Below are 19,986 nucleotides of genomic sequence, written 5' to 3'. Positions count from 1 at the left end.
GGGCCGTCCTCGTGCGGGCGGGTGTCAGCGCCGTTCGCGCAGGGAGTGCAGATGCGCGGAGGACTTGCTCGCGAAGAGGACCGAGTCCACCGGCTGGTCGTGCTCGACCTGCCAGTGGTGGTCGCGGCGGCCACCGCGGGTCTTGTTCACCGCCGATATGAAGCGCTGGTAGTCGATGTCACCGTCGCCGACGTCGACCATCCGGTATCCGTCGCGGGCGGTGATGTCCTCAAGACCGTCCTTGACATGGAAGAGCGGATAGCGGTTGGGCTGCTTGAGCACGTAGCGCAGCGGGTCGAAGGGCGCGGGCTTGCCCTCCGGGGTCTTGCTGAAGCGGAACTGGCCCACGAAGGCCCAGTAGATGTCCATCTCCAGATGGACCAGATCGGGGTCGGTCTCGGCCAGCAGGACGTCGTAGAGACGGACGTTCGGCCGGTCGGTGGCGAAGGAGAACTCCTCCGCGTGGTTGTGCTGGTAGAACTTCAGCCCACGCCGTCGGGCCGCCGCGCCATAGGTGTTGAAGTCCTCGGCGGCCCGCTTCCAGGCGTCCACGGTCGAACCGTAGCGGAACGGTCCCGAGGCCGTCCCCACGTGTTCGAGACCGAGGGTCTGGGCGTCGTCCAGGACCTTTTCGAGGTTCTGGGCGAAGCTGTAGGCGTCCGGGTTGTTGTTGTCGTAGTAGTTGACATGGCTGCCGATGGGCTTGAGCCCGTGGTCCCTGGCCAGCCGCTTGAGCTGAGGCAGTGTGATCTCTCCGGCGGAGCCCTGGGTGTATCCGGCGAACTCGATCTCGTCGTACCCGAAGCGCTCCAGCTCGTCGAAGACCTTGGCGAAGCCGAGGGTGGAGACCTTGTCGCGCAGCGAGTAGAGCTGGATGCCGAGGCGGCCCGGAGGAAGGACAGGCTGTCCCTTGCCGTGTCCGTGCCCGTGGCCGTGCCCGTGTCCCTTGCCGTGCGCGGCGGCCGGGGTCGCCGCGGCGCCGAGGACCGCGGCGGCGGTGGCGCCGGCCGCGACCCCGAGCATGCTCCGTCTGCTGAGCTTCTGCGCGAGCTCGGGATCGGCTGACTTCTTGCGGCTCATTGCGGAACTCCTTCTGTCAGTGGGGTGTCAGTGCAGTCCGGCAAGGTGGAGGAGGAGTGACTTCACATCGGTGGCCGCGACACGGCCATCGACGGCACTGGGGGTGGAGCAGATGATGAGCGGGCCTTCCTCGTCGCTCGCGGGAAGCCGCCCGTGGCTGCCGCGGATCGGTGAGGGATCGAGGGGCACGACCGCGAGCCGGTAGCGCATACCGAGCTTCTTGCGTGCGATCGCCTTGGCCGCCTTGAGCTTGACGTACGGATCGAGCGGGTCCATGAAGAGCTCGACGGGGTCGTATCCCGGCTTGCGGTGGATCTCGACGAGCTGGGCGAAGTCGGGGGCCCGGTCGTCGTCCAGCCAGTAGTAGTACGTGAACCACGCGTCGGGTTCGGCGACGGCCACCAGTTCGCCCGAGCGGGGATGGTCGAGACCGTAGGCCTTCTTGCCCTCGTCGTCCAGGATCTCGTCGACACCGGCCAGGTCCTGGAGCACCTCACGGGTCGCGTCGAGATCCTCGGGACGGCGTACGTAGACATGGGCGAGCTGGTGGTCCGAGACGGCGAAGGCCCGGGAGGCCATCGGGTCCAGATACTCCATGCCGTCCTGGGTGTGGACCTCCAGCAGCCCGGCCCTGCGCAGCGCCCGGTTGATGTCGACGGCCCGGGAGACCCGGGTGATGCCGTACTCGGAGAGCGCGACGACGGTACGGCCCTCGTCCCTGGCGTCGGCGAGGAGGGGGGCCATCGCCGCGTCCAGCTCGGTCGCCGCGCGGTGGGAGCGCGGGTCGTCGGGGCCGTAGCGCTGGAGGTCGTAGTCGAGGTGCGGCAGATAGCAGAGCGCCAGATCGGGGGTGCGGGTACGAATGATGTGGCGGGTGGCGTCGATGATCCACTGGGAGGAGACGAGGTCGGCGCCGGGGCCCCAGAAGTGGAAGAGCGGGAACGTGCCGAGTTCCTCGGTCAGTTCGTCGTGCAGCGCCGGCGGACGGGTGTAGCAGTCGGGCTCCTTGCGGCCGTCCGCGTAGTAGACCGGGCGCGGGGTGACGGTGTAGTCGGTGTCCGCGCCCATCGCGTACCACCAGCAGATGTTGGCGACCGTGTAGCCGGGACGGACACGGCGGGCGGCGTCCCAGAGCTTGTCGCCCGAGACCAGACCGTTGTGCTGGCGCCACAGCAGTACGTCGCCCAGGTCGCGGAAGTACCAGCCGTTGCCGACGATGCCGTGTTCGGCGGGGAGCGTGCCGGTGAGGAAGGTGGACTGCGCGCTGCATGTGACGGCGGGCAGCACCGTGCTCAGCGGGGCCTGCGAGCCCGTGGAGGCGAGCTTGCGCAGGTTCGGCATGTGCGCGAGGAGTTGGGGTGTGAGCCCGACGACATCCAGCACCAGGAGCGGTGTCGGTGTCGATGTCGCGCCGGGGGTGTCGGCCGGCGGCGCGGCCGGGGTCTCGGTCATGGCAGCTCCTTCAGGCCGAGGTCGACCAGCAGGTCGCGGGCCAGGGTGAGTTCGGCGGCGATGCCCTCGGCGAGCTGCCCGCGCGAGCGAGGACGCAGCTCGGCCGGGAGTGCCTGCCAGGTGTAGGTCTCGACCTCCAGATGGCGGGTGCGCGGGACGGCTCCGCCGATCAGCCGGGTGAGAGTGTCCTGGAGCACGGGAAGGGTGGAGGTCAGCGGCGGCGCGGGCGGCGCGTGCAGCGGGACATGGAAGTGCGACCGCCAGGGAGCGCCGTCGGGCAGCGCCTCGCCGCCGAGTGCCTCCTCCAGATCGTCGGTGCCGCGCAGTCCGGCGGCGGTGTTGGTACGGGTCTGGTGGAGAAAGCGCGGCTCGGCGAACGCGCCGAGGGCCTCCCGTACCTCCGGCAGATGCGGGTTCTCGGCGTGCAGCGCGGCGGAGAGCTGGGCCTTGGGTATGACGACGCCCGCGGCCTCCAGCGCGCCCAGGGCGGTGGCCGGGTCCTCGAAGGAGGTGGCGAGATGGCAGGTGTCGATACAGATACCGATCCGGTCGCTGCCGATCTCGGTGAGCGGGCCGATCGCGTCGGCGGTGGTCTCGACGGTGCAGCCGGGCTCCGGTTCCAGGGCGATCCTGATGGACTTGCCGGTCAGGTCCTCCAGCCCGTCGAGCCGTTCGGCGAGCGTGGTCAGCGCGGCGCGGGCGGCGCGGGCCGCGGTGGCGTCGAAGGCCGTGCGCCAGGCGAGCGGGAGGGTGGAGACGGAGCCCTCGGTGACGTCGTCCGGCAGGAGCGCGGCCAGCAGCCTGGCCAGATCGCTGGTGTGGGCGAGCCGCTCGGGGTCGGCCCAGTCCGGCTTGTAGACGCGGTACTTGACCTCCTCGGCGCCGAATCCCTCGTACGGGAAGCCGTTGAGCGTGACGACTTCGAGGCCGCGCCGGTCCAGCTCGGCACGGAGTCCGCGCAGCGCGGCCGGATCGTTGATCAGGGCCTGGGCCGCGCCCTTGGCGAGCCAGAGGCCGATGCCGAGGCGGTCGCGGCCGAGGCGCCTGCGTACCGGCTCGCAGTGGTCGCGCAGTTGGGCGAGTACGCCTTCGAGGTTCTCGGCGGGATGGACATTGGTGCAGTACGAGAGATGGATCGTGGTGCCGTCGGGGTGGCGGAAGCGCATGGGATCACTCCCCGCCGCGGAGGATGGAGTTGCCCTCGTGGAGGGCCTCCGGCGCGGGGACGTCGAGCTGGAGTCTTCCGCTGAGCCCGTAGAAGGCGACGGGATTGCGCCACAGGACCTTGTCCACGTCGTCCTCGCCGAAACCGGCGGCGAGCATCGCGTCCGCGACCTTGCGGGTCTTGAGCGGATCGCTCTTGCCCCAGTCGGCCGCCGAGTTCACGAGCACCTTGTCGGTGCCATGGGCCTTGAGGACGCCGACCATACGGTCCTCGTCCATCTTGGTGTCGGGATAGATGGAGAAGCCCAGCCAGCTCCCGCTCTCCGCCGCGTCCTTGACGGTCGTCTCGTTGAGATGGTCGAGCAGGACCCACTCCGGGTCGAGCGCCGACTCCCGTACGACGTCGATGGTGCGGCGCAGACCGGACAGCTTGTCGCGGTGCGGGGTGTGGACCAGCGCGGGCAGTCCGTGGTCGGCGGCGAGCTGGAGCTGCGCGGCGAGCGCGGTGTCCTCGGCCGGGGTCATGGAGTCGTAGCCGATCTCGCCGACGGCGACGACACCGTCCTTGACGAGATAACGGGGCAGGGCGTCCAGTACGGGCGCGCAGCGCGGATCGTTCGCCTCTTTGGGGTTGAGGGCGAGCGTGCAGTGGTGGGCGATGCCGTACTGGGCCGCGCGGAAGGGTTCCCAGCCGAGGAGCGCGTCGAAGTAGTCGAAGAAGCTCGCGGGGGACGTACGGGGCTGGCCCAGCCAGAAGGACGGTTCGACCAGGGCGCGCACGCCGGAGGCGTACATCGCCTGGTAGTCGTCCGTGGTGCGGGAGGTCATATGGATGTGGGGGTCGAAGATGCGCATCAGGACTCCTCGCCGGTCAGATGGTGCACATGGTGCAGGTCGGCGGGTACGGGACGGCCGGCGGCGGTGCGCTCGGCCGCGAAGTCGGCGAGCATACGGGCCAGTTCGGCGTCTCCGTGGGCGCGTCTTTCCAGATCGTCGACGGCGGCGACGGGCACGCCGGTGAAGAGGCACTTGAGAATGGCGTGCCGCCAGCCGTGGGAGTCGAGATGGGCGGCGGCGTAGGGACCGACGGCGGCGGCGACCAGCCGGGTGTCATTGGTCCGCAGGGCGTCCTCGATCAGCGGCAGCGCGCCGGGGCCTGTGACGCGGTGGGGCAGGGCGAGCAGCACGGCGCGGCGTTCGGCGGCGGTGCCCTGGTGGTAGAGCCGGGTGAGGGTGGCGAGTCCGGCGCGGGCCTGCTCAAGGAGCAGGACGCGTACGGAGTCGGCGTGTTCCTGGCCGCAGTGGCGTCCCGCGGCGGCGAAGCGCAGCTCCCAGGACGCGACGGCGGCCGGAGCGGCGGCAACGTTGTCGCTCTCCCCGCTGCTTCCCGCGTCCGCGGCCTCGGCCAGGGCGGCGTCGAGCCACGCCCGGGCGGCGGGGTCCAGGCCCGGAGCCAGGTCCTCGTGGATCGGTGACGGATTCGAGCTCATGCCGCTCCCTTCGTACGGAGGAAGTCCATGGAGGTACGGGCGAGTTCGGGGCCCGCGTGCGAGTGGCGCGGCAGTTCGACCACGACCAGTCCCTCGTAGCCGGTGGCGGCCAGCGCGGCGAACACCGGCGGGAAGTCGATCTCGCCCTCGCCGAAGGGCAGATGCTCGTGCACACCGCGCCGCATGTCCTCGATCTGCACATGGCGCAGCCAGGGCGCGGCCTCACGGACGCAGTCGGCGGGCGGGACGGGCTCCAGGCACTGGCAGTGGCCTATGTCGAGGGTGAGCCCGAGCGGACCGGGGTCGCCGAGCCGGTGTCTGAGCTGGTGGAAACCGGCGAGGTCCGAGAGGAGCTGGCCGGGCTCGGGCTCGACGGCGAGCGGGACGCCGGCGCGCCCGGCGGCGTCGACGACGGGGGTCAGCGCCTCTTCGAGCCGCTTCCAGGCGGTGTCGGTGTCGGTGCCCGGCGGAGTGACACCGCTGAAGCAGTGCACGGCGTGCGCGCCGAGGTCGGCGGCGACCTGAACGGCCGTCAGCAGCAGCCCGGTGCGCGCGGCGCGGCCCTCGGGGTCGGCGTCGAGCAGTGTGGGGCCGTGCTTGCGGCGCGGATCGAGCACATAGCGCGCGCCCGTCTCCACGGTGACACCGAGGCCCAGCTCCCCCAGCCGCCGCGCGACGCGCTGGGTGCGGGCGGCCAGATCGGGGGCCATGGGGTCGAGATGCATGTGGTCGAGAGTGAGCCCGACACCCTCGTAGCCGAGATCGGCGAGAAGCCCGAGCGCGTCGTCGAGCCGCAGATCGGTGAGCCCGTTGGTGCCGTATCCGAACCGCAGACTCATGTCAGGCTCACCTTCCGCGCGAATTTCCGTGCCAGGGGTACGAGCGCCATGATTCCCAGTGCGGTCCCCGCGGCCCCGCCGCGCGCGGCGAGCGCCGCCTGGAGCGGGATCATCGCCCGGATCCCGCCGCCGACGGCACGCTGGGTGAGGGGCGGGGAGGGATTGAGCGCGGCGTGCGCCAGCGGACGGCCGGCGGTGCCGACGTACACGGCGGCGAGGCCACCGGCGGCGAGGGCGTCGGCGGAGACCGGGCCGCCCCGGCGCCACCGCCCGGTCAGGCCCCCGAGCACGGCGGTGCTCGTCAGCGCGGCGAGCGGCGCGAGCGTGGATCCGCCCTGCGCCTCACGGCGCGACACGACGGTGACACCGACCGTGTGCGCCCCGAGCACGGCCGCGGCGGGCAGTGCCGCGCGCGCGGCGCCCGCGCCGACGCGCGGCGCGGCGGTGCGCCGTGACGCCGTGGCCGTCGCTCCGAGGAGCAGATCCAGGGATCTGGCCGCGCCCATGGCCAGCGGGCCCGCCTGGGTGTGTTTGAGATGGAGGTCGTACGACCAGACCGCCGCCGCCAGGGCGGTGCCGACCGCGAGGGACGGGCGGCCCGCGCGGGCGGCGAGGCCCAGGCCGGTGGCCGTCAGGGCGGCGGCGGCCGTCAGGGCCGCCGCCGGGCTGATCCGGCCCGACGGGATGGGCCGGTGCGGCCGGTCCACCGCGTCCTCGTCGCGGTCCGCCCAGTCGTTGAGCGCCATGCCCGCCTCGTACAGGCAGAGCGAGGCGCCCACGGCCAGGGCCGTACCGCGGTTGGGACGTGCGCCGAGGGCCGCCGCGCCGGCCAGGGCGTCGCCCGGGACCGTGAACAGGGCGGACACCCGCAGCAGTTCCGCCCAGGCGCGTACCCGGCCGCGCTCGGTCACCGGCTCTCCCGCAGCCGTTCGGCGAACGCCAGCAGCGCCTCGAACTGCTCGGCGAGCGCCGCCGGTCCGCCGTCCGGATCCTTGAAGTAGAAGCCCAGGCCGGGCAGCGGACCGCTCAGTCCCGTCTCGTGCGCCCGCGAGACCAGCCGTGCCAGGTCGAGCACCAGAGGAGCCGCGAGCGCGGAGTCGCAGCCCTGCCAGATCGTCTGGAGGATCATCCGCGAGCCGAGGAAGCCGTCGAAGGCGATGTGGTCCCAGGCCGTCTTCCAGTCGCCCAGCGCCGGCACGTCGTCGATGTGCACCTCGCCCTCGGGCGCCGTGCCCAGTGTGTCGGCGAGTACCCGTTCCTTGCCCGCGTTCTTGGCAGCCGCCGCTCCCGGGTCGGCCAGCGCCGCTCCGTCCCCGCCGCCCAGCAGGTTCGTGCCCGACCAGGCCCGTACGGTCAGGGCGCGCTGCACGAACATCGGGGCGAGCACGGAACGGAGCAGCGTCTGGCCTGTCTTGCCGTCGCGGCCGGCGTGGGGAAGTCCGGCGGCCTCGGCGGCGGCTGTGAGGGCCTCGGTGCGCAGCCCGGTGGACGGTGTGAAGTTGACGTACGAGCAGCCGGCCCGGACCGCCGCCGCCGCGTACAGCGAGCTGGCGGGCAGTCGCGGATCGCCGGGGGCCGGGCTGGGTTCGGTGGAGGAGACATTGACGACGACGGTCCGCGCCACGCCCGTACGGCGGGCGAATCCGGCGATGTCGTCGGCGAAGGCGGCGATGAGCTCCTCGTCGCTCCTGGTGTCGCCCGGCTGCGGGCCGCCGGTCCTTATCTCCTGGTCGGCGGCGGTCAGTTCGGCGTGGATGGCGGCGGGCAGACCGTGCGGCAGCACTCCCGCGACGGTCAGCTCCTCCGCCCGCTTGGGCAGCGGACAGCTCGCCGTGTCATGTCCGCCGAAAACGAGTGAGGAGAGTGCGGGCAGGCCCGTCCCCGCGAAGGGCGCGGTCTCGGTGACCATGCCCGTCGGGGGATGGATTCCCGCCGTGACCGCCGCGCATCCCGCCACAGCCGTCGTGGCGACGGAGCCGCGCGCTCCGACGAACCAGACTCCGGTGCGTACTGCAGTCGATTCCGTACCGCTCGTCGTCACGGGCTGCCTCCCTGCCGATGGTGTGGTGGTGGTTGGTGGACGGTGCTGGTGGGTCCTGAGTCTGTGGTGCTTGGTGGGCGGCGGGCGGGGGGTACGGCGCCTCCCCGCCCGCCGCCCGGCTGACGGGCCGTCCGTCCTAGGAGTCCCTAGGAGGCCGGCAGTTCCTTGAGCTGGATGTTGCGGAAGGAGGCCTGGTCGTCAGTGCCGTGGTTCTGCAGACCGATGTAGCCGTCCGTGAGGCTGCGCTCCGGGTCCTTGTTGGTGAAGTCGTTGATCTTCGCACCGTTGAGGAAGACCTGGAGACGCTCGCCCTGGACCCTGATCTCGTAGCTGTTCCACTGCCCGGGCGGGCGCAGCACCCGGTCCCTGGCCTTGAGGTCGGCCGACTTGAAGCCGTAGACCGAGCCGGTGGTGCGGTCCGGGGTGTCGGTGGCGTCGATCTGCACCTCGTAGCCCTTGTCGACCGCGGACCAGGGGTCGTCGGAGGCCGGGAAGCCCACGAAGACACCGGAGTTGTCGTCGCCGTCCAGCTTCCAGTCCAGCTTCAGGGAGTAGGACTTCAGCTCCTTGGCCTGGTACCAGAGCAGGCCCATGCCGCCCTCGGAGCGCAGTTCACCGTTCACGACGTTGAACTTGCCCGGTCCGGCCTGCTTCCAGCCCTCCGGGGTCTTTCCGTTGAAGAGGTCCCGGTAGCCGGTCTCCGGCGCGCAGTCGGCCTTGACCTGGCCGGCCGCGTACCGCAGTCCGCCCAGCAGATGCTGCCGGAAGGCGGCGTCCGCGTAGGACTCCCTGGTGTGGCCTCCGCCGGTGTAGAAGGCACGGCCGCCCTGGTACGTCTGGCACCAGGCGATCGGGTGATCACCCTTCATGGTGCCGCCCTGGTAGGTGGTCTCGTCCAGGGTGGCGAGGACCCGTGCCTGCTCGCGGGGGTTGGTGCGGTAGTTGTACCACTCGTCGGTCCGCTGCCACTCGTCGTCGAGGTGCGCGGTCGACGGGTGGTCGTGGTCCTCGACGCGAACGGTGGCCGACTGGATCTGCGGGTGGCCCTGGAAGTACGCGCCCACCAGACCGCCGTAGAAGGCCCAGTCGTACTCGGTGTCGGCCGCGGCGTGCACGCCCATGTAGCCGCCGCCAGTGGCGACATAGTTCTCGAACGCCCTCTGCTGGTCGGCGTTGAGGACGTCACCGGTGGTGGAGAGGAAGACCACCGCGTCGTACCGGGCGAGGTTGTTGGTGGTGAACTGGGCGCCGGTCTCGGTGGAGTCGACCTTGATCCCGGTGGTCGCGCCCAGCTCCTTCAGCGCGGCGACACCCGCGGGGATGGAGTCGTGGCGGAAGCCGGCCGTCCTGGAGAAGACCAGGACACGCTTCTCGGTCCTGCCGGGCTCGGCCGTGGAGATCTCGAAGTCGTCCAGGTCGAAGAGCGCGCCGCCGCCGACACCGCCCTTGAAGACCAGGAACAGCTCGGTGGTCTTCTTCGGTACGGAGCGCAGCGGGACGTCGACGTCCTGGAAGGTCTCCCAGCCGCCGGTGATCGGGACGGGCGTGGAGCCCAGCAGTTCGCCGGTGGCGGAGCCCGTGCGTACTTCGAGGAAGCCGCCGGCGCCGCCGGAGGAGATCCGGGCGGTCAGCGTCTTGGACCCGGTCAGGTTGTACGGCGTGAAGGAGATCCAGTCGCCGTCGTCGATGTCACCGACGGTCTTGCCGCCGTTGGCCGGGGCCTTGTCGTAGGTCCTGATGCCGGAGGAGGCGCTGAAGTGCTCGGCCTGCCGGTGGCGCGGCTGGAGCTGCGCCTGGTCGTGGCTGGTGATCGGGGCCTGGCCGCCGCCTCCGCCGTCGGTGTACTCGGCGTCGATGACACCGAAGATGTTGGCGTTGGGGTCGTGCTCGGTGTCGGCGGGCGCGGTGATGGTGCCCTCACAGCCGTTGACCGAGGTGATCGGGTGGCCGTGGCTGTCATGGCCCAGGATGTAGCGGACGATGACCTTGGAGCAGTCGATCGGGCCGTTGTCCCGGTCCTCCCGGTCCTTGACCTTCACCTTGAACGGGATGCTGTCACCGAAGTTGAAGAGGTGTCCCTCGTCGGGCAGATCGAGTTCCACCTCGGGCGCGGTGTTGCCGACGACGATCCGCACGGAGGCGGTCGCGGTGCGCTCCGTCGGGTCGGTGACGGTGAGCCGTGCGCTGTAGGTGCCGTTCTTCTTGTACGTGTAGGTGGGGTTGGCCTCGGTGGAGGTGCCTCCGTCGCCGAAGTCCCACGCGTAGGTGAGGGCGTCGCCGTCGGGGTCCGAGGTGCCGGCGGAGGAGAAGACCGCCGTCAGCGGGGACTTGCCGGACGTCTTGTCGACGGTGGCCTCGGCGATGGGCGACAGGCCGCCGGTGGAGTTCTCGATCCGGTAGAGGGCCGAGTGCTCGTCACCGCCGAACCAGGAGAGACCGTAGTCGAGGACGTAGAGCGCGCCGTCGGGGCCGAACTCCATGTCCATGACCTGGGTACCGGTCCACGGGAAGGGGTTGATCGACTGGACGGTGCCGTCCTCGCCCTGCTCGATCCGCTTGATCCACTGGCGGCCGAACTCGCCGGCGAAGAAGTCGCCGTCGTAGGACTCGGGGAACTTCACCGGGGAGTCCAGCTCGGCGTCGTAGCGGTAGACGGGACCGCCCGTCGGGGACTCGGAGCCGGAGCCGAGCTCGGGCACGCTGGCGCCGTCGTACGGGATCCAGGCGGGCTGGGCCGGCGGCAGGTCCGTGAGTCCGGTGTTGTGCGGCGAGGTGTTCTTCGGTGCCGCGCAGTCGAAGGCGGCGCCGGAAGTCTGGTTGGCGAAGTTGTAGTCGATGTAGGCGTCGTTGTCGCCCGTGCAGTACGGCCAGCCGAAGTTCCCGGCCTCGGTGACCCGGGCGAACTCCACCTGACCGGCCGGGCCGCGCGTCGGGGAGGCCGAGCCGGCGTCGGGGCCGTAGTCACCGACGTAGACGATGCCGGTCTTGTGGTCCACGGAGATGCGGAAGGGGTTGCGGAACCCCATCGCGTAGATCTCGGGCCGCGTCTTCTCGGTGCCGGGGGCGAAGAGATTGCCCTCCGGGATGGTGTACGAGCCGTCCTCGGCGACCTTGATGCGGAGGATCTTGCCGCGCAGGTCGTTGGTGTTGCCGGAGCTGCGCTGCGCGTCGAACGCCGGGTTGCGGTCCGGCCGCTCGTCGATGGGCGTGTAGCCGTCGGAGGCGAACGGGTTGGTGTCGTCGCCGGTCGACAGATACAGGTTGCCGTCCGCGTCGAAGGCGATGTCACCGCCGACGTGGCAGCAGGTGCCGCGGGAGGTGGCGACGTCGAGGACCTTCTTCTCGCTGGCCTTGTTCAGGGTGCCGTCCTCGTTGAGCGTGAAGCGCGAGAGGCGGTTGTACCCGTCGAAGGGAGCGAAGTCGGCGGCCGTGCCGTTCTCGGGCGCGTCACCGGCGGGAGTGCTGAGCTTGGGCGCGTAGAAGAGATAGATCGCGCGGTTCTCGGCGAAGTCGGGGTCGACCCCGACGCCCTGGAGACCTTCCTCGTCATGGTTGTAGACGTCCAGCGTGCCGGCGACGGTGGTGTCACCGCCGTCGTCGGTGATCCTCAGCGTGCCGTCGCGCGAGGTGTGCAGCACCCGCCGGTCCGGCAGGACGGCGAGCGACATCGGCTCGCCCACCTCGTCGGCGCCCTTCGCGAGGGTCACCTGCTGAAAGCTCTCCTCCGCGGCCGGGTGATCCGGGTGCGCGGCGGCGGGTACGGCGCTGATGCTCGAACCTGCGAGCAGCGCGCCCGTCAGGAGTGCGAGGAGGGTTCTGGCTCTGGGGCGTTTTCTGTGCACGAAAGTCCTCCACAATGGGCTGTTCGTACGTGCGGGTTGCCAATGGAGCGCGGCATGCGATCGCGCTCGCCTCTCGGGGGCGGTGCTCGTCCCGCACCGGATCCCCGGGGGAGGTGGCTGAGTCACCGACATGCGCCGTCATATCGGGGACCACCTATGTCCTGTACATCTCAGTGGACCGTAGCTGTGTTCGTCCGGGACCGAAAGACCTTGCGCAGAAGAGAAGTTGTACTTTTTCCTGCTTCAGGACAAAGCGGATTCCGGGCAGGCCGGACCGCCTGGTGGTCACCCTCACCACCAGGCTCAGTCCGGCTCCGCCGGGGCAGGGACCGTCAGTCGCCGCCGCCGAAGGCCGCGTCGAAGGAGGCCGTGGGCGCGTCGAAGTCGAAGCGCTTCAGGTCCTTCAGCGCCTCGGGAGCGCCGGCCAGCCGGTCCATGCCCGCGTCCTCCCACTCGACGGAGATGGGGCCCTCGTAGCCGATCGACCGCAGCATCCGGAAGACGTCCTCCCAGGGGACGTCGCCGTGGCCGGCCGAGACGAAGTCCCAGCCGCGCCGCGGGTCGCCCCAGGGCAGGTGCGAGCCGAGCCGTCCGTTGCGGCCGTCGAGGCGCTTGCGCGCCTCCTTGCAGTCGACGTGGTAGATCCGGTCCCGGAAGTCGTAGAGGAAGTTGACCGGGTCCAGGTCCTGCCAGACGAAGTGGCTCGGGTCGAAGTTGAGCCCGAACGCGGGCCGGTTGCCGACCGCCTCCAGTGCACGCTTCGTGGTCCAGTAGTCGTACGCGATCTCACTCGGATGGACCTCGTGCGCGAAGCGCACGCCCTCGGCGTCGAAGACGTCGAGGATCGGGTTCCACCGCTCCGCGAAGTCCTCGTACCCGCGGTCGATCATGCCGGGCGGCACGGGCGGGAACATCGCGACGAGGTGCCAGATCGAGGAGCCGGTGAAGCCGATGACCGTGTCGACACCGAACGCCGCCGCGGCCCTGGCGGTGTCCTTGATCTCGGCGGCGGCGCGCTGCCTGACGCCCTCGGGCTCACCGTCGCCCCAGATGCGGGCCGGCAGGATGCCCTGGTGACGCTCGTCGATGGGGTTGTCGCAGACGGCCTGGCCGACGAGATGGTTGGAGATCGCCCAGCACTTCAGACCGTACTTGTCGAGGAGCTGGTGGCGGCTGTCCAGGTACCCGGGGTCGGAGAGCGCCTTGTCGACCTCGAAATGGTCGCCCCAGCAGGCGAGTTCCAGACCGTCGTAACCGAAGTCACGTGCGTGCCTGCACACCTCCTCCAGGGGCAGATCGGCCCACTGGCCGGTGAACAGCGTGAACGGACGTGGCATTCGGACCTCCTTCTTTAGGTGCTGTGCCTTCGCTTGGTACTGATAGGTCTTCTCTGACTGTTACGCGGATGCCCCGTCGGACTCCGACAGCTGCGGCACCGGCGTGTACACCGCGTTCTTCGCCGCGCTGTCCTCCACCGCCGCGAGCACCCGCTGCACCTGGAGCCCGTCCGCGAAGGACGGCACCGGATCGGTCCCGGCGGCGACCGCCTCGACCAGATCGCGGGCCTGGTGGACGAACGTGTGCTCGTAGCCGAGCGCGTGGCCCGGCGGCCACCACGCGTCCAGATAGGGATGCTCCGGCTCCGTGACCAGGATCCGGCGGAAGCCGGAGGAGGGCGCGGGCTCGGTGTGGTCGTGGAACGACAGCTCGTTGAGACGCTCCAGATCGAAGGCGAGCGATCCGAGCTCGCCGTTGATCTCCAGATGCAGCGCGTTCTTGCGTCCCGCCGCCATCCGGCTGGCCTCGAAAGAGGCGAGCGCGCCCGAGGCGAGCCGGCCCGTGAAGACCGCGGCGTCGTCCACGGTGACCGGGCCGAGCTCGCCGCCGCCGGTCGCGGAGAGTCCCGCCGACACCCCGCTGACCAGCGGCCGTTCCTTGACAAAGGTCTCCGCGAGCGCGGACACCCCGACCAGCGGTTCCCCCGTCAGGAACTGCGCGAGGTCGATGATGTGCGCCCCCAGATCACCGAGCGCGCCCGATCCGGCCTGCTCGCGCTTGAGCCGCCAGGTGAGCGGGAACGCCGGATCGACCAGCCAGTCCTGGAGATAGGTGACCCGGACATGGCGCAGCGTGCCGAGCCGGCCCTCCTCGATCAGCTTCCTGGCGTACGAGACGGCGGGCACACGGCGGTAGTTGAAGCCCACCATGGCGAGCTGACCGCGTGCCCTCGCCGCCTCCGCGGCCCTGACCATGGCCTCGGCCTCGGCCACCGAGTTGGCGAGGGGCTTCTCGCACAGCACGTGCTTGCCCGCCTCCAGCGCGGCGATGGCGATCTCCGCATGGCTGTCCCCGGGTGTGCAGACGTCGACCACCTGCACGTCGTCGCGCTCGATGAGCCGCCGCCAGTCGGTCTCGGCGGCGGCCCAGCCGTGTTTGGCCGCCGCGGCCCGGACCGCGCTCTCGTCACGGCCGCAGATCGCGGCGAGCACGGGCCGTGCCGGCAGGTCGAAGACGTGTCCCGCGGTGCGCCACCCCTGTGAGTGGGCGGCACCCATGAACGCGTATCCGACCATGCCGATACCGAGTGTCGGTGGCGCACCGGCCTCTTTCTCCGACGCTTCCGTGGGGGTCATACGGAGTACTCCTCGTCTCTCGCTGGTGGGGGCGGCCGGTAACAGGCCGGTCAGCTGAAGCCCGTAGGCAGGTACTGGTCGACATTCTCCTTGTCGACGACGGCCGAGTAGCAGGTGAGCGAGGCGGGGATCTCCAGTTCGGCCAGTCCGCTGACGCCCTTGGCCTGGCCCAGCGCGCGGGCCAGGTCGATGGCGGAGGCGGCCATGGTCGGCGGGTAGAGCACGGTCGCCTTGAGCACGCTGTTGTCGGCCTTGATCGCGTCCATCGCCGCCTTGGCGCCGGCGCCGCCGACCATCAGGAAGCCGTCACGGCCCGCCTGCTGGATGGCGCGCAGCGCGCCCACACCCTGGTCGTCGTCGTGGTTCCAGAGCGCGTCGAAGCTGGGCTGCGCCTGGAGGAGCTGGGCCATCTTGGCCTGGCCCGACTCGACGGTGAAGTCGGCCGCCTGGCGGGCGACCTTCTTGATGTTCGGGAAGTTCTTGAGGGCGTCGTCGAAGCCCTGGGTGCGCTGCTGGGTCAGCTCCAGGTTGTCGATGCCGGCCAGCTCGATGACCTTGGCGTTCGGCTTGTCCTTGAGCTTCTCGCCGATGTAGTTGCCGGCGCTGACGCCCATGCCGTAGTTGTCGCCGCCCACCCAGCAGCGGTACGCCTGCGGGTCGGCGAAGATCCGGTCCAGGTTGATGACCGGGATACCGGCGCGCATGGCCTTCAGGCCGACCTGGGTGAGCGCCTTGCCGTCGGCCGGCAGGATCACCAGGACGTCGACCTTCTTGTTGATCAGCGTCTCGACCTGGCCGATCTGGGCGGCGGTGTCGTTGGAACCCTCGGTGATGTCCAGCGTCACCTCCGAGTACTTCGCCGCACGCGACTTGGCGTTCTCGTTGATCGCGTTGAGCCAGCCGTGGTCGGCCTGGGGTCCGGCGAAGCCGATGGTGACGGGTGCGCCGGGCTTGTCGTCGGCGGCGGCCGGCTGGGTGTTCGCCGCCGGCTCCTTCTTGTCCGGCTCATTGCTGGTGCAAGCGGTGAGGAAGGCACCCGCGGAGATGGCGGCGGTGCCGAAGAGCAGTCCTCTGCGGCTGGTTTCTGGCATGGCGGTTCAACCCTTCAAGGTAGGGCGGTACAGGGGTGGCGGGTGCGAGGTCGGAGGTCAGGCCTCGCCGTTGCGCAAGGTGCGGCGCTGGACCAGTACGGCGGCGACGATGATGGCGCCCTTCGCGATCTGCTGGACATCGCTCTGGAGATTGTTGAGCGCGAAGATGTTGGTGATCGTGGTGAAGACCAGAACACCGAGGACGGAGCCGACGATGGTGCCTCGGCCGCCGCTGAGCAGGGTGCCGCCGATGATCGCCGCGGCGATGGCGTCCAGCTCGTACAGGTTTCCGTTGGTGTTCTGTCCCGAGCCCGCCAGGATGATCAGCAGGAAGGCCGCGATACCGCAGCAGAGCCCGGAGAGCAGATAGAGGTAGAGGCGCTGGCGCCGTACGTCGATACCGGCGAGCCTGGCGGCCTCCGCGTTGCCGCCGACGGCGACGGTGCGCCGGCCGAAGGTCGTGCGGTTGAGCACCAGCCAGCCGATGACCGTGACGGCGGCGAAGACCAGGACGAGCGGCGGTATCCCGAGGATGTAGGAGTCGGGGATACCGAGGTCGAGCACCGAGTTGACGGTGACGATCTGGGTCTTGCCGTCGGTGAGCTGGAGCGCCAGGCCGCGGGCGGAGGCGAGCATCGCGAGCGTCGCGATGAACGGCACCATCCCGCCGTACGCGATCAGCAGTCCGTTCACCAGTCCGCAGCCGAGACCGACGACCACGGCGGTGAAGAGGATGCCGGCGAAACCGTACTCCTGGGTGGCGAGTGTCGTCGCCCAGACGGAGGCCAGCGCCACGATCGCGCCCACCGACAGGTCGATACCACCGCTGGTGATCACGAAGGTCATGCCGACCGTGACCACACCGATGACCGATGCCTGGGTGAGGACGAGCTGGAGGTTGTTGGTGTCCAGGAACTGATCCGGCTTGGTGATGCCGCCGACGATGATCAGTGCGGCGAGCACACCGAGCAGGGAGAGGTTACGGACGTCGAGACGGAGCCCGAGGGCACGCCACCCGCCCTTCTCCTCCGTGGACCTGGCTGCGGACGTGGATGAGGCAGTCGTGGCGGGCGTGGGCGGCTCGGACGTGGCCGCGGCGTCGGGCCCGCCGTGCTGCGCCTCGGAGGCAGGCTGTTTCATGGCGTCGGGCTCCCTTCCATCACAAGGTCGAGTACACGGTGCTCGTCGAGCTCCTGGGCGGGCGCCCGATGGACGATCCGGCCCTCACGGAGCACCAGCACCCGGTCGGCGAGGCCCAGTACTTCGGGTACCTCGCTGGAGACGAGCAGCACGGCGAGGCCTTCGTCGGCCAGCCGGCGGATCACGGCGTACAGCTCCGCGCGGGCGCCGACATCGACACCGCGCGTGGGTTCGTCGAGCAGCAGGACCCTGCACCCGCGCAGCAGCCAGCGGGCGAGGACCGCCTTCTGCTGATTGCCGCCGGAGAGGGTACGGATCGGAACGTCCGGGTTGTCGGGGCGCAGGGAGAGCTCCCTGGTGGCCGCCCTGGCCTCGGCCCGTTCCGCCGAGTGGTCGAGCCAGCCGATCCGCGCGAACCGCGAGAGCGAGGACACCGTCACGTTCCGGGTGACCGATTCGAGCATCAGCAGGCCCTGGGCCTTGCGTTCCTCGGGCGCCAGGCCGAGTCCCGCGCGTACGGCGGCGGGTACGCTGCCGGGCCGCAGGGGTGTGCCGTTGACCAGCACACGGCCCGCGCTGGGCTTGCGCGCTCCGTAGATGGTCTCCAGGATCTCGGAACGTCCCGAGCCGACGAGTCCCGCGAGTCCGACGATCTCGCCGGGCCGCAGTTCGAGGTCGACCGGCTCGAACTCGCCGTGCCTGGCGAGTCCTTCGACGCGCAGTACGGGCTCGGCCGGCGCGGCCGTGGTCGGCGCGGGCCGCTCGGGGAAGACGTACTCGACATTGCGGCCGGTCATCAGGGCGACGACCTCGCGGGTCGGCGTCTCCTTGGCCGGCAGGGCGACGGCCACGGTACGGCCGTCCTTGATGACCGTGACCCGGTCGCCGATGCGCCGGATCTCCTCCAGCCGGTGGGAGATGTAGATGACGGCGACGTTGTCGGCGGTCAGGGTGGCCACGACCCGGAAGAGATTGTCGACCTCGTCCGGATCGAGGGCCGCTGACGGCTCGTCCATCACGATGAGCCGTACGTCGTGCGAGAGGGCCCGTGCCATGGACACGATCTGCTGCTGCGCGGCGGAGAGCGAGCCGACCGGTCGGTGCGCCTGGATCTCGGGGTGGCCGAGGCGCTTGAGCAGCGCCGTCGCCGAGCTCCTCGCCTCCCTGCCCCTGACCACGAAGCCCGCGGTGGTGGGTTCATGGCCGAGGAAGATGTTCTCGGCGACCGACAGGCCCTCTACCAGGTCGAGTTCCTGGTAGATGGTGGCGATCCCGAGCTTCATGGCGGCGACGGGCGACTTGAGCGTGACCTCCTCGCCCTGCCAGGTGATCACTCCGCCGTCGGGCTGGTGGGCCCCGGCGAGCACCTTGATGAGGGTGGATTTGCCGGCGCCGTTCTGGCCCAGCAGGCAGTGGACCTCGCCCGCCTGGACCTCCAGGTCCACACCGTCGAGCGCGCGGACGCCAGGAAAGATCTTGGTGATGCCGGACATGGTGAGCAGAGGGCTCGGTGGTGGTGCTGGTGCCATGGCGTAATCCCCTCGGCGGATGCGGCCCGCCCCGCGGGCAGGACAGAACAGAGGCGGAGCAGAACAAGGGCAGGGCGGAACCAGGTGCGGCGGAGCTGTGTGAGGTCGTACGGGTACGGCGACGCCGGTCGTACGGTGGGTGTGCTGCGGCTCGTGCTGACGCGGTGACGGTGGTGTGCGGCTCGTGCGGGTGCCGAGGGCCCGTGGGACACGGGAGTACGGCGACATCGGGTACGGCTCGTGACAGTGGTGCCGGTGGTGCTGGTGGATCGAGCGGCGCGGGTGGTGCGGCTCTTGCCGTGGTGCCGGTGGTGTGCGGCGGTGCTGATGGTGCCGGTGGTGCTCTGTGGTGCAGGCAGTGCGGGTGGTGCTCGGTGGTGCGGCTCTTGCGGTGGTGCGTGGTGCCCGGTGGTGCGTGCCGCCGGCCTCAGGCCGGCGAGAACAGATGGTCGCTGATGAGCCGGGCCGCGCCGGTGACTCCGGCGGTCGGGCCCAACTCCCCCAGGACGATGGGGAGATTGCCGGTGGCCAGCGGCAGGGACTGCCGGTAGACCTGGGTACGGACGCTGGCCAGCAGGGTGTGGCCGAGGCCGGTCACACCGCCGCCGATCACCACCAGGGCCGGGTTGAAGAAGCTGACGAGGCCCGCGATGACCTGACCGACGCGGTTACCGCCCTCGCGTATCAGATCCAGCGCGGTGGGATCTCCCGCGGCGGCGGCCGCGGCCACGTCGACCGCGGTGAGCCGGCCCGCCGCCGCCAGCCGTCCGGCCAGCTCGGGCGAGCGCCCGGTGCGCGCCGCGTCCTCGGCGTCACGGGCGAGCGCGGCGCCGCTGAAGTAGGCCTCCAGACAGCCCCTGTTGCCGCAGGCGCAGGCGCGGCCGTCCGCCACGACCTGGATATGGCCGATGTCCCCGGCGCTGCCGGTCGTACCGCGGTAGACCTCGCCGCCGACGACGATCCCGCAGCCGATACCGGTGCCGATCTTGATGCAGAGGAAGTCTCCGGCGGAGCGCGCGACGCCCGCGTGCTGCTCGCCCATCGCCATCAGATTCACGTCGTTGTCGACCATGACCGGACAGCCGAGCTCCTGGCTGAGGGCCTCCCGTACCGGGAAGCCGTCCCAGCCGGGCATGATCGGCGGCGCGACCGGGACGCCCTCGGGAAAGCGGACGGGTCCCGGGACCCCGATCCCCGCTCCGTCGAACTCCTCGGCGAGTCCGGTGACCTTGAGCTTGGCCGCCATGGCGAGCACCTGCTCGAAGACGGCGACGGGCCCTTCACGGACATCCATGGGGTGGTTGAGATGTCCCAGTACCTCGAGCTCCGCGTTGGTCACGGCCACATCGATGGAGGTGGCGCCTATGTCGACGCCGAGGAAGCGCAGGGCGGGCGCCAGCCTGATGTTGTGCGAGCGCCGGCCACCGCGTGAGGCGGCGAGCCCGTCGGCGACGACCAGTCCGGTCTCCAGCAGCCGGTCCACCTCGACGGCGAGCTTGGAGCGCGACAGGTCGACCTGGTCGCCGAGCTGCGCACGGGAGTTGGGGCCGCCGTCGCGCAGCAGTCTGAGCAGTCGCGCCTGATGGGCGTTCGCGGGTCGTGCCGTCATACGTCTCACGTGCCCCTCCCCGCCTTCTCGGCCATGTCTGTCGGGCTTTCGAGGGAACGTAGCAGCGCTTGCCCTC

15 protein-coding genes are annotated in these 19,986 nt (G+C 70.4%); all 15 read right to left on the bottom strand.

Annotated elements, in window-relative coordinates:
• Window positions 1–24: 24 nt before the first annotated feature.
• Window positions 25–1,080: a sugar phosphate isomerase/epimerase family protein gene (locus BFF77_RS13535; protein ID WP_066948394.1), complete on the bottom strand. Its 1,056-nt coding sequence runs from the start codon at window positions 1,078–1,080 to the stop codon at window positions 25–27.
• Window positions 1,081–1,107: 27 nt separating this feature from the next.
• Window positions 1,108–2,532 (bottom strand): alkaline phosphatase family protein, encoded by a 1,425-nt coding sequence (locus tag BFF77_RS13530; protein WP_066948390.1) that lies wholly within the window; start codon window positions 2,530–2,532, stop codon window positions 1,108–1,110.
• Entirely contained in the window at window positions 2,529–3,698 is a 1,170-nt protein-coding gene (gene eboE, locus BFF77_RS13525) for a metabolite traffic protein EboE (RefSeq protein WP_066948388.1), read from the bottom strand. The genes BFF77_RS13530 and eboE overlap by 4 nt, the downstream gene beginning before the upstream one ends.
• Window positions 3,699–3,702: 4 nt before the next feature.
• Window positions 3,703–4,551: a TatD family hydrolase gene (locus BFF77_RS13520; RefSeq protein ID WP_066948372.1), complete on the bottom strand. Its 849-nt coding sequence runs from the start codon at window positions 4,549–4,551 to the stop codon at window positions 3,703–3,705.
• Complete coding sequence (locus BFF77_RS13515; RefSeq protein WP_066948370.1) at window positions 4,551–5,186, bottom strand: EboA domain-containing protein; 636 nt, start codon at window positions 5,184–5,186, stop codon at window positions 4,551–4,553. Before BFF77_RS13515 ends, BFF77_RS13520 begins: the two co-directional genes overlap by 1 nt.
• On the bottom strand, window positions 5,183–6,025 hold the full coding sequence (locus tag BFF77_RS13510) for a sugar phosphate isomerase/epimerase family protein (RefSeq protein WP_066948367.1): 843 nt from the start codon (window positions 6,023–6,025) through the stop codon (window positions 5,183–5,185). The genes BFF77_RS13515 and BFF77_RS13510 overlap by 4 nt, the downstream gene beginning before the upstream one ends.
• Window positions 6,022–6,936, bottom strand: coding sequence for an SCO3242 family prenyltransferase (locus BFF77_RS13505; protein WP_066948364.1), 915 nt, complete (start codon window positions 6,934–6,936; stop codon window positions 6,022–6,024). Before BFF77_RS13505 ends, BFF77_RS13510 begins: the two co-directional genes overlap by 4 nt.
• Window positions 6,933–8,066: an inositol-3-phosphate synthase gene (locus BFF77_RS13500; protein ID WP_066948362.1), complete on the bottom strand. Its 1,134-nt coding sequence runs from the start codon at window positions 8,064–8,066 to the stop codon at window positions 6,933–6,935. Before BFF77_RS13500 ends, BFF77_RS13505 begins: the two co-directional genes overlap by 4 nt.
• Before the next feature lie 146 nt (window positions 8,067–8,212).
• Window positions 8,213–11,908, bottom strand: coding sequence for a ThuA domain-containing protein (locus tag BFF77_RS13495; protein ID WP_066948359.1), 3,696 nt, complete (start codon window positions 11,906–11,908; stop codon window positions 8,213–8,215).
• A 332-nt stretch (window positions 11,909–12,240) separates the two neighbouring features.
• The gene (locus BFF77_RS13490; protein ID WP_066948355.1) at window positions 12,241–13,245 is read right to left on the bottom strand and encodes a sugar phosphate isomerase/epimerase family protein; all 1,005 of its coding nucleotides are present in this window, start codon (window positions 13,243–13,245) and stop codon (window positions 12,241–12,243) included.
• 60 nt (window positions 13,246–13,305) lie between these two features.
• Window positions 13,306–14,541, bottom strand: a complete 1,236-nt coding sequence (locus BFF77_RS13485; protein WP_066948352.1) for a Gfo/Idh/MocA family protein — start codon at window positions 14,539–14,541, stop codon at window positions 13,306–13,308.
• A 50-nt stretch (window positions 14,542–14,591) separates the two neighbouring features.
• Window positions 14,592–15,632, bottom strand: a complete 1,041-nt coding sequence (locus BFF77_RS13480) for a substrate-binding domain-containing protein (RefSeq protein WP_066948349.1) — start codon at window positions 15,630–15,632, stop codon at window positions 14,592–14,594.
• Window positions 15,633–15,689: 57 nt separating this feature from the next.
• Window positions 15,690–16,772, bottom strand: a complete 1,083-nt coding sequence (locus BFF77_RS13475; RefSeq protein ID WP_066948347.1) for an ABC transporter permease — start codon at window positions 16,770–16,772, stop codon at window positions 15,690–15,692.
• Complete coding sequence (locus BFF77_RS13470) at window positions 16,769–18,301, bottom strand: sugar ABC transporter ATP-binding protein (protein WP_066948344.1); 1,533 nt, start codon at window positions 18,299–18,301, stop codon at window positions 16,769–16,771. Before BFF77_RS13470 ends, BFF77_RS13475 begins: the two co-directional genes overlap by 4 nt.
• A gap of 427 nt (window positions 18,302–18,728) precedes the next feature.
• Entirely contained in the window at window positions 18,729–19,910 is a 1,182-nt protein-coding gene (locus BFF77_RS13465) for an ROK family transcriptional regulator (RefSeq protein WP_066948342.1), read from the bottom strand.
• Between the last annotated feature and the right edge of the window lie 76 nt (window positions 19,911–19,986).

Source organism: Streptomyces lushanensis (assembly GCF_001700515.1).
Taxonomy (GTDB): Bacteria; Actinomycetota; Actinomycetes; order Streptomycetales; family Streptomycetaceae; genus Streptomyces; species Streptomyces lushanensis.
This window is presented reverse-complemented; position numbering and strand designations above follow the sequence as displayed.

Coding starts and splice junctions, on each gene's coding strand:
- BFF77_RS13515 (WP_066948370.1), bottom strand. CDS start 5,186: ATGAGCTCGAATCCGTCACCGATCCACGAGGACCTGGCTCCGGGCCTG.
- BFF77_RS13530 (WP_066948390.1), bottom strand. CDS start 2,532: ATGACCGAGACCCCGGCCGCGCCGCCGGCCGACACCCCCGGCGCGACA.
- BFF77_RS13470 (WP_066948344.1), bottom strand. CDS start 18,301: ATGGCACCAGCACCACCACCGAGCCCTCTGCTCACCATGTCCGGCATC.
- BFF77_RS13480 (WP_066948349.1), bottom strand. CDS start 15,632: ATGCCAGAAACCAGCCGCAGAGGACTGCTCTTCGGCACCGCCGCCATC.
- BFF77_RS13475 (WP_066948347.1), bottom strand. CDS start 16,772: ATGAAACAGCCTGCCTCCGAGGCGCAGCACGGCGGGCCCGACGCCGCG.
- BFF77_RS13510 (WP_066948367.1), bottom strand. CDS start 6,025: ATGAGTCTGCGGTTCGGATACGGCACCAACGGGCTCACCGATCTGCGG.
- BFF77_RS13535 (WP_066948394.1), bottom strand. CDS start 1,080: ATGAGCCGCAAGAAGTCAGCCGATCCCGAGCTCGCGCAGAAGCTCAGC.
- BFF77_RS13485 (WP_066948352.1), bottom strand. CDS start 14,541: ATGACCCCCACGGAAGCGTCGGAGAAAGAGGCCGGTGCGCCACCGACA.
- BFF77_RS13465 (WP_066948342.1), bottom strand. CDS start 19,910: ATGACGGCACGACCCGCGAACGCCCATCAGGCGCGACTGCTCAGACTG.
- BFF77_RS13520 (WP_066948372.1), bottom strand. CDS start 4,551: ATGCGCATCTTCGACCCCCACATCCATATGACCTCCCGCACCACGGAC.
- BFF77_RS13490 (WP_066948355.1), bottom strand. CDS start 13,245: ATGCCACGTCCGTTCACGCTGTTCACCGGCCAGTGGGCCGATCTGCCC.
- eboE (WP_066948388.1), bottom strand. CDS start 3,698: ATGCGCTTCCGCCACCCCGACGGCACCACGATCCATCTCTCGTACTGC.